This window comes from Olleya sp. ITB9, assembly GCF_001315805.1.
GTDB lineage: Bacteria > Bacteroidota > Bacteroidia > Flavobacteriales > Flavobacteriaceae > Olleya > Olleya sediminilitoris.
Genome location: NZ_BCBW01000010.1, coordinates 1 through 13320 on the forward strand (window position 1 = coordinate 1; position 13320 = coordinate 13320).

Below are 13320 nucleotides of genomic sequence, written 5' to 3' on the forward strand. Positions count from 1 at the left end.
AAAATGCAACGAAAATGCCATGAAAAGACGAATGGTTTCTTTTTTTTTATGTGAATATTCTTGTTAAATCGATTTAATGAATTAATTTAGTCCTATTAATCAATATTATGAGTATTACAGCAAAACTATATGTTGAAGATAGAGTTTTTAATATTTTAAATTTTAACTTCTCCTTCAATCAGCAATCTAGTATGTCTGGACTTCCTTCTGCAAAACCAACAGGAGGACAGTTTGATATCGTACTAGAAGCCACCAAAGATCCTATTTTTTATGAGTGGATGACCTCCAACAGTTTAATGAATAAGGTCAAAATAGAAATTTCTCAATCTTTTACTTTTGGCAAAACAAGACAAATAGAGCTTATAGACGTCTATTGTTTGTTGCATCAAGATACCTTTAATGGTGTTAATAACCAACCTATGCAAACGTTAATAAAATTATCTCCAGCAATACTGTTGCAAAATGGAGAGAAAATGTTTGAATGTTATTGGAAGGTAACGGATTTGGATGCGGAAGTAGAGGAGACGGTTGTCAATAATGAGTTAGAATTTGTAAATTACTACATTACAGATATAGAAAACAATGAAATAGAGGAATATCATACAGGAGATAAAATTTTATTAAACATAGAAACTAAAAATGCAATAGGAGAAAAGATAACTTTATCTATAGAAGATAAAACTCAAGATTTTAAATATAATGGAGCAGTGTTAGAAAATGATACTTTAAAAGATTATATAATTAATAGTGACCTAGAGCAAGTTGAACTTGAGGTTATAGAGCAACAAGAATAGACAATGGGAAAAAACACAATTACAGTAACGATGCAATCCACAGGTCAAAAAAAAACGCACAGCATTAATGTTGCTGATGTAGAGTTTTATGATGGATATTGGTCTACCGATAAAGCAGGACATAATATAGTAGAGAGAGCCCGACTGGAAGACACTGTTTACTTCCATATGAAAACTAAAGGTGTTAAAGAAAATACGTCTATTAATTTTAATCTAAAGGAAGCAGATTTTTTCTTTGATGATGAAAAATTTGATGGCAAAAAAATCTCACAAAAAGTAACTGTCAAAAACAAAGTAATTATTATTGAGCTAAAATTACCCGCAAGTTGGGAGCAAGAAGTTTCAGATGATACTTTTAGTAATTTAGAATTATATTGGAATTGGTCTTATAATGAAAAAGACCATTCTTCAAGAGAAGAACAACTTTCTGTATATTTTTCTAAACGTACACTGTACTTTAACTTACCGTTAGACAACTACAATCTGCCAGATATGCGCAGTAATGATGGTAGTCCTCTTGTGTACCTTAAATTTATGGGAGGAATGGTAAAAGGAAAGTTAAAAGGCAAAGCACTCAATTTAGCTAATAGTAAAATTGAAAAAGCAATCAATAAAATAGCTTTGGGTAAGTTAGAAAAAGGTAGTCTTGTAACTAATACAGGACGTATACAAAAAAACGCCAACGCTCATATTTATGATAAAGACATCTATACAAACGATGGAAAACTACTCGAAAATCTTAAGAAAAGAAAAAATTGGGGCAATGCTACGGAGACCACAAAAGGAATAAGTCAATACGATTTTTTTACTAAAACAGGTAAACGTGTAAAGGTTTTAGGTTTTTTAAAAGAGGCTGCTTTTAACGATAAGGTAAACTTTTTTGACGTTATCGATCTCTTTAGCTATGCCACAGATGAGACCGACCCTTTTGACCAACCTATACCAGACTTTGGTCTTGGAGCATTTGGTGGTGTATTAGGCTCGTTTGCTCTTGTTTGGAGCGTAGCAGGATTAGTTGTTTCTCAAATGAAGGCAGAAGATGATGCCTTTATGCGAGAAGATGAAGCAAATGAAATTAGAAAAGCAAAATTAATCGGATTGGATGCTGTACGCAAGAAAATAAACTCTTTGAAACATAATAAAGCGTATGAATGGCGTTTAATGTCTGTGCCTACAATAACCGCTAATAAACTATTGAAAAGTCAATTTAAAACTTTTGATGAGCTTGAAAATTCCAAATTCGATGATAATGACTTTTCCAATAAAATTAATATCTTGTACAGAAAAATATTAAATACTAACAGTGACCAATACGTTTACATAATTGAAACAATATTTACAGATGAATAAATTTTATCAAAAGACATTATTTTTGTTGCTATTAATTTTGGTGAGTGCTTGTAAAAGTTCCGATCAAAAAGTCTCAATAAGTAAAATATATAATCAGCAGAGTGTAATATTGAAAATTAATAATAATTTAAAAAAAATTACTGGAATAAAACTTCCATTAAATATTAAAATGAGTAATAATAATAATTTTGATAAAGATTTTTTAAGTATTGATTATTATTATGATGACCAAAATGGAGCTGGAATTGAATTATTTTATAATGATAAAAGAATTTCAAATAATTCAAGAAAAACCGTTTCTCCTTCTAATGAAATTGAGTTTTCTATTTATACAAGACATCTAACAGACTCAACGAAGTTAATCCAACAACAATTTAAACCCTACATTGAAAAAATGTTGAAAGAAAATAAAGATACATTACATGTTGGTACAGTTTCAGACTTTAAGAAAAATCATAAAGAATTTTTTGAAAAATTAACAAAAAACGATAGTATTTCTATACAGTTTTTAGATGGTAAAAAATTAGGCGAGCGCATTACTGTTCCTGTTGAATGGTAAGCTGCTTAATTGTTTTAATCATTAACATACACACATAAATATTGATATTTAATATATTTTATTTAAAGATCAAAATAAGAATAATGAAATCATGCCAGAAGATATTTATAATAAATTGTATCCAAGTCGTGAAAAAAGCACACCAATTGAAATAGAATCTTATGGGTTGAAATTTGATTAATCAGTTAAAATTTATTTAGAGTTATGAAAAATTTAATACTATTTTTAATAGTTATTTCTTCATTAAGTGTGAAAAGTCAGTATTTATGTGATTATGGAATGTTTAATTCTGAAACTAATACTATAAACGGTGTAGATAATATTAATTATTCAAAAATTAAGTTTATAAAGAAAAATGCTTCATTGAAAGAGCAAATTATTTTTATCAAAACATATGACCGTTTCGGACGTCTTATAAACTTAGAAACTGATGGTAATGGTTACGGTGTACCAAATATACGTGAAGGATGTCAAGAGATTGATAGAGTATATTATACTTATTCAGATTCAATTTCTCCAAAATAGATAAAGCTTACAAGGTTTGAAAAAAAATCTGATGTTCAAAATAATTATGTGATAAAGTTTGACTATAATGAATTTAATAAGACGAAATCAATAGATTATTTAGATGAAAAAGGTGACATTCTTTCAAATTTTAATTTTGAATATGATGATAATAATCAACTTAAATTAATAGATAAAGATTATAACTATTATTATGAATGGGATGAACATTCTCGCATAAAAAAAATAATAATACCAGATGGTTTTTATTTGATCTCAGAGTATGAATTTATTTACTTAAATGATCAATTAAAATTAATTAAAAGTATAAGTCGAAGTTGTCAGAATCAAAAAAAAATATTGTATTCTTCTATCTATACCTATACGTATAAAGATAGTAAAATTGACAGAGTGGAATTTAAAAACACGAAATCAGGAGATACTTCTTATAGGTTATATGACTATGCTAGTGATGATAAAGTTATTATAACGTATTATACCAATAAAGACGAATACGAATATCATTATGAATGCTACTATTAGCCGCTTAAAATACTTTTTTTGCTTTACACTATTTGTTTTATCATCGAGTCTTCACAGTCAAAGAATTTGTGATTATGGAGATTATGATTTTGTTTTAAACAAAATAAAAGGAGTAGACACATCAAAATTTTCTGAGGTTAAAGTTTTAGATAAAGAAGAACCTGCATTTATTTATAAATATGATTCTATAGGAAGATTAATTAGCGCTAATTTTTTTGAAGAAAGTATAGAAACTACATGTTATGGTATAAATGATTCTTATTATGTTTATCCTGAAATGGAGCAACCTAATAAGATAAAGGTTGCTGATGACTACAGTATACACGATGCCATATTAACCTATTATGATAATGGAAACTTAAAACAAATCAATTATAATGATTTTCTGTTTGTTGATTATGAATACAATCTTAAAAACCAAATCAAAACGATAAAGAAAGACCGTAAAGTGTATCGCTATTCATGGAATGAAGATAATAAAATTGAAAAAATTACAATTGATTTTTTAAGTAATGGCAGAAAACAAGAGATTAAGTTTTTATATAAAAATAATAGAATAGAAGAAGTTTTCCATACCCAATTAAGTAGAGGATATCTTCAAATTAATAGACATTATTCATTTACGTATAATAATGAACGTCTTTGTGAGATTATGTATAAAAACAAACGTTCAAACGACATAATGTATTATCATTATAACTATGATAAAAAAGATAAATTAATTATTAATATAAAAGATGCTGACAAAAAATATATAAGTCATTATGAGTGTTATTATTAATGTTGGTTTATGTGTAACTATTACATTATAGATTAATAGCTTCTAAAAGACATTCTAAGCTTGATGTTGTTTACTTAATTGGATTTGAAATGAAGAAGCATATTCTGTTTATAATAGAGATTTGGGGAGGTGAAACAACATTCTGTAAAAATTACAGATTGTAATTAAAGAGCACAAAGTCAATCATTCTTTAGTGACTTTGAGTTATATTAAGCTCAACTACAATAGAACTAAAATGAGGATTATATTTTTCTTAATGTTTTTAATACTAAATGGCTGTAAATCTAGTCCTACAATTTATAAAGGATATGTTTATCATGAAAACAAGCCACTAGTTAATGTAAGCGTAATAAAAGAATATGCTAAAGATAGTAAAGATTCAACTTTAACAGATTCATCCGGTTATTTTGAATTACAAAAAGAACCTAACTTTTTAGTTTCTTTAATATTTATAAAGGAGAATTTCAGGTCTGAAACAGTACCTTCTGTTTGGACACAACATGGTGAAAAAGTTAAATATACCTTTTTGAATAAAGTATTTGATACCGTTAGATTGAAAAAAAGTACAGTAAAACAATGATTACCACTTAAGTCTTTTAGTCGTCTATTTATGTATTACAACCTTGTTTTATTTATTTTAAATGCGTTTTATCGATAAATATTGTATTTAATCGTTTTTATTTATATGTTTGTAACCTCAAATTATAAATATATCCTATCATGAAAACGACCTATTTATCACTTTTGTTTTGCTTTTTTTTAGTTTCTGGTTTTTCTCAAGACCAAAAAAAAGCTATTGTAGAAAATTTTATCGAAAACTTTAATAAAAAAGATTCTACTGCTGTATTTGAAGTTTTACACAAAAATTTTGCCGAGTATTGGCAGAAGCTTGTGGTTAATGAAGACAAAAAAGATTATTCTAAATATTACTCTTGGGCTAAGGAGATGCAAGAAAATGAAGAGATTGAAATTGTAAGCGTAAAAGGAAATAAAGTAGTCGTAAACTCGACGTATTACTCTGATTTAGATAGATTACTGGGTAAATTACCCTATAAGTGCAAAAAGACTTTTGTGCTATCTAATAATGGTAAAATAATTAAGATAATTAGTGATAAACATAAGAGTTACGATTATTATCAAAACAAGCGTAAAAGTTCTTATATCTCTTTTAAAAACTGGTTACGTTCTACTCATGGGCTTAAGCGTCAGGATTTTAGTTTAACGCTTGAAGATGCTAAAAAAATGAAAAGTATTTTATTAGAATATATCTCAGAAGTTGATGTCGCTAAATTATAAGTAATACTAACTTAAAACCATAAAAAAGCGAACCATTTGGTTCGCTTTTTTTATTACTTCTTGTTACGCTTATTGTAATTTTTATCTCCTCTAGTTTTAGGTTTTTTATATTTGGCAGCGATTTTAAACTTATAGCTTCCTCCTAAATTTTCTTTAGAGTTTTTAGCAGATTTTTCATGAAAAGCAGCTCCAGGCGCATCTTCATCTTTTCTTCGTTTTGTTGGATTGTTACGTTCTTTAATTACAGTACGTTCTTCTTCTATCAATTCAGTTGAAATGGTAACACTTTCAGGAATCTCCAATTCAGGAATTTCCATTTGCATCAAGTCTTCAATCTTTTTAAGACTGTCTTGTTCTTTTTCTGTACTAAAAACAACTGCTTGACCTTCACGTTCAGCACGACCAGTTCGTCCAATTCTGTGCATATAGTTTTCAGGAAAATTAGGTGTGTCAAAATTAAATACGTGCGTTACGTTATCTATATCTAAACCACGAGCCATAACGTCTGTAGCGACTAAAATACGATTTACACCTTCTCTAAATTGCTCAATACTACGTAGTCTGTAGTTTTGTGTTTTATTAGAGTGTATAACACATAATTCTTCTTTAAAAAACTCGTCTAACGCTTCAAATAATCTGTCAGCCATTCGTTTATTAGACACAAAAACTAAAACTTTGTTATAGGTTTCAGCATCTTGTAATATATGGACTAATAAATTTAGTTTAGTGTAATAATTAGGAACGCTGTATTTGGTTTGTGCTATATTTTCAAGTGGTGTTCCAGAAATAGCAATAGATACTTTTTGTGGCGCAGTAAAAAAGTCAGTAATTAAATCGTCAACATCCTCAGTCATTGTTGCAGAAAACATGATGTTTTGTCTGCGTTCTGGAAGAATATCAAAAATATTAATTAATTGGTGTCTAAATCCTAAATCTAGCATGACATCTACTTCGTCAATAACCAAACGCTCTAAAGATTTTAGTTGCAATACACGACTAACCGCTAAATCATACAATCTACCAGGAGTTGCTACAATAATGTCTTGACCTTGTGCAACAGCTTGTTTTTGAGTGTTTATATTTGTGCCACCATACACACCAAGGACACGTGTATTAATGTATTTGGCTAATTTTGCTATTTCATCAACCACTTGCACAACCAGTTCTCTAGTTGGTACTAATATTAAAACACGAGGGTTGTCTTGTTTAGAAAATTTAAGGTTTTTAAGTATTGGTAACATGTAAGCAAAGGTTTTACCTGTACCAGTTTGCGCTATACCAACCATGTCTTTTCCGCTAGCAACAACATTAAATGCTTCTGCTTGAATTGGCGTAGGTTGTGTAAACCCTAAATCGTCAATAGCGTTATATAAAGGTGTATTTAAATTTAAATCTCTAAAGTTCAAAACGTATTATTTTAGCCTACAAAACTACTACTTATATTTTGTTTACCCTAAATGCTGCTCATGTATTTGTATACTGTAGGTTGCATTAAATGTTTCATTTATAGGTAATTTAATAATACCCTCTTTGGTTTTTATATCTTGAGTAGTGTTTTCAGCATCAGCAATACCTAACCAAGGTTCTATACAAACATAAGGTGCATTTGGTTTTGCCCAAATCCCTAAATAGTTAAAATCTTTAAAACTCACGTTTAATATTTCGCCATGAGTTTTACTAACCAAAGCGACTTGTCTTGATTTTAAGTCTTTAAAAATAAGCGCATCTTCATTAAATAAATCTGGTCTTAAATTAATACTATTTTCAGTATCAAAAACCGGTTTGGTTTGGTTAGTAACCAGTCCATTGGTCTTGTTAAGTAAATAGGTTTTAGCGGTTTCTTGTTTATTAAATACTAAACTGTAATCAGTGTAGTTTTCGTCATTATAAACAGGGCATTTAAAAGCAGGATGACCACCAATACTAAAATAAATGGCTTTATCGTCAAGATTTTTTACAGTATGCGTAATGTCTAAGGTATTATGGTTTAAGGTATACGTTATTAAAAACTCAAATTTAAAAGGAAACAGTCTTAATAAACCCTCATTATGTTTTAAACTAAAGGTTAAGCTATTTTTGGTTTGATTGCTTAGTGTAATGGTTTTGTTATGTCTAACAAAACCATGTTTTGGCATGTTGTAAGTTTGACCTTCAAATGTGTATTGGTCATCCTTTAAACTACCTATTACAGGAAATAAGTTTGGTGCAAAGCTTCCCCAAATATCAGGATCTGCATGCCACATAAATTGCTTGTCGTTTTTGACTGACGCTATTTCACATAGTTCTGCGCCTTTCGGTTTAACCGAAATTTTTAATACCTCATTACTTAATTGAAACATCTATCTTATATTTAATCTCATGACTAAAATACTCGTTTTTTTTAACATTTCTGTTTAACTTTACCCAACATTTTTTTCAGTGAGAACAATTACAAAACATAAACTAACTAATCCTGAGGTATTCAAGCAAAATTTATTGACTTGGAGCCAGCAGTTTGATGATGTTGTTTGGCTAGACTCTAATAACTACCAACAACAATATTCAAGTTATGACGCAGTATTGGCTGTGGATGCTTTTACAGGAATTCAAACCGATTATCATAACGCTTTTGAGCAATTTAAAGAGTATCAGTCGCTTACTAACGATTGGGTTTTTGGTTATTTATCATACGATTTAAAAAATGATGTGGAGCAGCTTCAGTCTTTAAATAATGACGATTTAGCGTTTCCTGAATTATATTTTTTTCAACCTAAAAAAATCTTTTTAATTAAAGGTGAAAATCTTGAAATACAGTATTTGAAAATGGTTGATGATGAAGTGGAAACAGATTTAAATGAAATACGTCATTACAAGGACGAAGCAAATATTAATCTACACAATGAAAACAACCCAATAAAAATCCAGCTTAGAATACATAAAGACGAGTATTTTAATAAAATTGAAACCATGTTAAGTCACATTAATAGAGGTGATATTTATGAAGCTAATTTTTGTCAAGAGTTTTATGCTAAAGACACAACAATAAATCCTTTAGAGACTTATAATAAGTTAAACACGATTTCAAAACCACCATTTGCAGCGTTTTTAAAGTTAAATGATAAGTATTTGTTATCTGCATCACCAGAACGTTATATTAAAAAAGAAGCCACTAAGATTATATCTCAACCTATTAAAGGTACCGCAAAACGCGAGGACGATTTTATGTTGGATTCTATTTTAAAAAATAATTTAGTGTCTGATGAAAAAGAACGTAGTGAAAACGTTATGATCGTAGATTTAGTGCGTAACGACTTGTCACAAACAGCAACAAAGGGTAGCGTAAAAGTAGAAGAATTATGTAAGATTTACACGTTTAATCAAGTGCATCAAATGATATCTACAGTAACGTCAGAGGTAGATCAAAACACGCATCCAATAGATGTTATAAAAAGTACGTTTCCGATGGGAAGTATGACAGGAGCTCCTAAAATTTCGGCAATGAAAATTATAGAATCTTTAGAAGAAACCAAACGTGGTCTATATTCTGGAGCAGTTGGCTATATTTCGCCATCAGGCGACTTTGACTTTAATGTTGTAATACGTAGTATTTTATACAACGCAACCAATAAATATGTGTCTTATTCTGTTGGAGGTGCCATTACTGCAAAGTCAGATCCTTTAAACGAATATGAAGAATGTTTGATTAAAGCTAAAGCCATGAGAACTGTTTTAGAAGGTGTTAATTAGAAATTGTTAAATTTAGAGATGCTAGTACACTTCCAAAATCACATAAACAATGCACTTCCTTTTCTTAAAAAAAGCAAACTTTTAATTGCTATTTCAGGAGGATTAGATAGTGTTATTTTAACGCATTTATGTAAACAATCAAGTTTAAATATAACTTTAGCACATTGTAATTTTAATTTAAGAGGAATAGAAAGTGATGCTGACGAAAAATTTGTTCTAGATTTAGCAGGCAGTCTAGATTTAGAGATTTTTACCGAAAGTTTTAATACCGAAACTTACGCTGAAAACGCTAAGCAATCCATACAAATGGCAGCAAGATCCTTGCGTTATGATTGGTTTCAGGATATAGCATCTCAGTTAGATTTTGACTATATTTTAACTGCGCATCATGCAGACGACAATTTAGAAACCTTTTTAATTAACCTAACAAGAGGGACAGGCTTAGAGGGCTTAAAAGGAATACCAGAAATAAACCAAAACATTGTACGTCCTTTACTACAATTTTCTAGAGAAACCATTGAAGATTATGCTAATCTAAACCAATTACAATGGAGGGAAGATAGCAGTAATGCATCAACTAAATACCTTCGTAATAAATTAAGACACGATGTAATCCCTATTTTAAAAGATATCAATAGTAATGTATTGACTAATTTTAAAAATACGATAAGTAACATCAATGACACTTCAGATATTGTTGAAGAAAGTGTGCAAGCTGTACTAAAACGAGCAATTATTGATATTGATGATACTCAGATTAGTTATAAAATTTCAGAATTTATTAAAGTCCACAATCCTAAAGCTTATTTATATGAAATTTTTAAAGATTACGGATTTACGCAATGGACAGACATAGTCCATTTATTGACAGCACAAAGCGGAAAGCAAGTGCAAAGTGCAACACACCAATTATTAAAAGATAGAGAGACTTTAATTTTAAGTGAATTAAAAACGAATGATGGTCTACATCAAAATGAAGCTTCAGTTATAATAAACAATTTTGAAAATGAAGTAAATGTTCTGTCAGGTGTTTTATCTTTTGAAACAGTATCAACCATTGAAAAATCTGAGCCTTCCACAATCTATATTGATAAAGAAAAGTTAAAATTACCTTTAACTGTAAGACATTGGCAAGAAGGAGACTATTTTTACCCTCTAGGGATGCGTGGTAAGAAAAAACTTAGCAAGTTTTTTAAAGACCAAAAATTATCTGTTTTAGCAAAACAAAAAGTTTTATTATTGTGTAGCCAAGATAAAATTGTTTGGGTTGTCAACCATCGTGCGGACGATAGGTTTAAAGTTACAAGCCAAACCAAATCAATACTAAAAATTAAACTATCATAAATGAAGCATATAGCAGCTATTCTATTATTTTTCTTCGCTTTTTTAAGCGTTAATGCCCAAATAATAAAGCCAGTAAAGTGGAGTGGTACAGTTGATAAAATATCTGATACAGAGTACAATTTAGTCTATAAAGCAACAATAGACGATCATTGGCATTTATACTCTCAGACTTTACCGGAAGGAGGTGCAATACCAACTGAGTTTTTCTATCAAGATGAAGCATTGATCAATGATTTTGAGTTAATCGGTAAAGCTTCGGAAAGCGAAAGTATTACCAAGTTTGATAAAGTGTTTCAAATGGAGTTGTCCTATTTTGATAATTCGGCAACTTTTACTCAAAAAATAAAGCTTAAAAACCCAAATGTTTCTCAAATTGAAGCTGAAATTAGTTTTCAAGCCTGTGATGATACTAAATGTATTTTTGAAAGCGAGATTGTTACGTTTCAACTTAAACAAGAAAAAAAAAATAAAATTTTTGATCCAGTACAATGGACATCATCTGTTAAAAAACTAAATGACACAGATTATCAATTAGTTTATACAGCTACTTTAGAAGATAAATGGCACATTTATTCTCAGAATAATACTGAGCCAATGGGTCCCATTCCAACAGAAATTACTTTTAAGGATAATGACAATAAAGACTATCAATTAATAGGTGAATTAGAGGAGTCTAAAACAGTTACAAAATATGAAAATGCATTTGCAATGAATGTTACATATTTTGATGATAAAGCAGTGTTTACACAAAAAATTAAAGTTTTAAATCCTGCGCTTAAAAAAATTGAAGCCGAAGCCTTTTATCAAGCTTGTGATGACGAGAAATGTTTGGCGCCAACGACTTTTGAGTTTGTAAACAATTTAGATGGTACACAAGCAGTTATTAAAACATTAAATATTGATGCAACAGATTTAGATAAATCTAGAGCTTTAAATTTAGGCGTTACAGGTTGGGATAAATATGAAAAAGAAGAAGTTAAAGAAAAAACTAATTTCGGGATATTTATACTTGGCTTCATTGGTGGATTAATTGCTTTATTAACACCTTGCGTCTTTCCAATGATTCCTTTAACAGTGTCCTTTTTTACAAAAGGCGCAGAAAACACACAAAAAGGGTTAGCCAATGCTATAATATATGGTTTGTTTATATTGGTTATTTATGTGTTACTTTCGTTACCATTTCACTTTTTAGATTCATTAAATCCAGAAATTTTAAACACAATATCAACTAACGTTATATTAAATATAATTTTCTTTTTGATTTTAGCGTTTTTTGCTTTTTCATTTTTTGGTTTTTATGAAATCACTCTGCCAGCATCTTGGGGGAATAAAATGGACGAAACATCATCTAGAGTAGGAGGTATTATAGGTATCTTTTTTATGGCTTTAACTTTAGCTATTGTATCTTTTTCTTGTACAGGACCAATTTTAGGCTCATTGTTAGCAGGCTCTTTAACCAGTGATGGAGGAGCAATGCAATTAACAGCAGGAATGTCTGGATTTGGTTTGGCATTAGCATTACCATTTACCTTATTTGCAATGTTTCCAAAATGGTTAAACTCGTTACCAAAATCTGGAGGTTGGTTAAATTCGGTTAAAGTTGTTTTAGGGTTTTTAGAATTAGGTATGGCATTTAAATTTTTGTCCAATGCAGATTTAGTAAAACATTGGGGACTTTTAAAACGTGAAGTATTTATAGGAATCTGGATTATTATAGGGATTGGATTATTATTGTATTTATTGGGTAAAATTAAGTTTCCGCATGATAGCCCTTTAAAAAAGTTAAGTTTTAGTCGTATATCTTTTGCAGTATTAGTTGGTGCATTTGTAGTGTATTTAATTCCTGGTTTAACTAATACTAAATATGCTAATTTAAAGTTGTTAAGTGGTTTTCCGCCACCTTTACCATACAGTATTTATGAGAAAGATAGTGACTGTCCTTTAGGATTAAATTGTTATAAAGATATTGACGAAGGTATTACTGCTGCTAAGGCAGAAAACAAACCAATCATGTTAGATTTTACAGGTTGGGCTTGTGTAAACTGTAGAAAAATGGAAGAGCAGGTGTGGAGTCAAGATAAAATATACGAGCTATTAAAAGACAAATACATTATCGTGTCTTTATATGTTGATGATCGTAAAGAGTTACCTGAAGACCAGCAATTTAAATTTGTAAAAGCTAACGGAAAGCTTAAAAACATTAAAACCATAGGAGACAAATGGGCAACATTACAAACCCTTAATTTCCAGAATAATTCGCAACCATTTTACGTCTTAGTAAATGAAAAAATGGAGTTGCTAAATCATACTACAGCCTACACACCAAATGCAGACGAGTATTTAAAATGGCTAGAAATTGGATTAGAAAATTTTAAAAATTAAATTAAAAGTCCTGCAATCGCAGGATTTTTTTTACTGTTATA

13 protein-coding genes are annotated in these 13320 nt (G+C 29.6%); 11 read left to right on the forward strand and 2 right to left on the reverse strand.

Translation table 11 applies throughout. The annotated features are described in order from the left end of the window. Positions 1–107: 107 nt before the first annotated feature. The 8 genes from tssD (at position 108) to ITB9_RS01640 (ending at position 5827) form a co-directional block, all read left to right on the forward strand. Positions 108–794 carry a type VI secretion system tube protein TssD gene (gene tssD, locus ITB9_RS01605; protein ID WP_054850865.1) on the forward strand — a complete coding sequence of 229 codons (687 nt, stop codon included), beginning with the start codon at positions 108–110 and terminating at the stop codon, positions 792–794. 3 nt (positions 795–797) lie between these two features. Continuing rightward, positions 798–2144: a hypothetical protein gene (locus ITB9_RS01610; RefSeq protein ID WP_028606167.1), complete on the forward strand. Its 1347-nt coding sequence runs from the start codon at positions 798–800 to the stop codon at positions 2142–2144. 169 nt (positions 2145–2313) lie between these two features. Beyond that, the gene (locus ITB9_RS01615) at positions 2314–2703 is read left to right on the forward strand and encodes a hypothetical protein (protein ID WP_148638319.1); all 390 of its coding nucleotides are present in this window, start codon (positions 2314–2316) and stop codon (positions 2701–2703) included. Positions 2704–2952: 249 nt separating this feature from the next. Further along, the gene (locus ITB9_RS01620) at positions 2953–3228 is read left to right on the forward strand and encodes a hypothetical protein (protein ID WP_148638321.1); all 276 of its coding nucleotides are present in this window, start codon (positions 2953–2955) and stop codon (positions 3226–3228) included. Between the two features lie 339 nt (positions 3229–3567). Beyond that, positions 3568–3750 (forward strand): hypothetical protein, encoded by a 183-nt coding sequence (locus tag ITB9_RS15410; RefSeq protein ID WP_148638323.1) that lies wholly within the window; start codon positions 3568–3570, stop codon positions 3748–3750. Next, a complete protein-coding gene (locus tag ITB9_RS01630) occupies positions 3734–4531 on the forward strand; it encodes a hypothetical protein (protein WP_054850869.1) in 798 nt (265 codons plus the stop codon). The genes ITB9_RS15410 and ITB9_RS01630 overlap by 17 nt, the downstream gene beginning before the upstream one ends. Positions 4532–4787: 256 nt before the next feature. Further along, a complete protein-coding gene (locus ITB9_RS01635; RefSeq protein ID WP_054850870.1) occupies positions 4788–5111 on the forward strand; it encodes a hypothetical protein in 324 nt (107 codons plus the stop codon). 140 nt (positions 5112–5251) lie between these two features. Beyond that, complete coding sequence (locus ITB9_RS01640) at positions 5252–5827, forward strand: hypothetical protein (protein WP_028290805.1); 576 nt, start codon at positions 5252–5254, stop codon at positions 5825–5827. A gap of 53 nt (positions 5828–5880) precedes the next feature. On the opposite strand, the gene ITB9_RS01645 is transcribed toward ITB9_RS01640, so the two are convergent. Both ITB9_RS01645 and ITB9_RS01650 read right to left on the reverse strand, forming a co-directional pair. Continuing rightward, a complete protein-coding gene (locus ITB9_RS01645) occupies positions 5881–7233 on the reverse strand; it encodes a DEAD/DEAH box helicase (RefSeq protein WP_054850871.1) in 1353 nt (450 codons plus the stop codon). 42 nt (positions 7234–7275) lie between these two features. After that, positions 7276–8166 (reverse strand): aldose 1-epimerase family protein, encoded by an 891-nt coding sequence (locus tag ITB9_RS01650; protein ID WP_054850872.1) that lies wholly within the window; start codon positions 8164–8166, stop codon positions 7276–7278. Between the two features lie 79 nt (positions 8167–8245). On the opposite strand from ITB9_RS01650, the gene ITB9_RS01655 reads away from it, so the two are divergent. From ITB9_RS01655 to ITB9_RS01665, 3 genes are read left to right on the forward strand one after another with little or no spacing between them, the layout of a single operon-like run. Further along, a complete protein-coding gene (locus tag ITB9_RS01655) occupies positions 8246–9553 on the forward strand; it encodes an anthranilate synthase component I family protein (RefSeq protein WP_054850873.1) in 1308 nt (435 codons plus the stop codon). An 18-nt stretch (positions 9554–9571) separates the two neighbouring features. Beyond that, positions 9572–10897, forward strand: coding sequence for a tRNA lysidine(34) synthetase TilS (tilS, locus tag ITB9_RS01660; protein ID WP_054850874.1), 1326 nt, complete (start codon positions 9572–9574; stop codon positions 10895–10897). Continuing rightward, entirely contained in the window at positions 10898–13279 is a 2382-nt protein-coding gene (locus ITB9_RS01665) for a thioredoxin family protein (RefSeq protein WP_082395998.1), read from the forward strand. Positions 13280–13320: the final 41 nt, after the last annotated feature.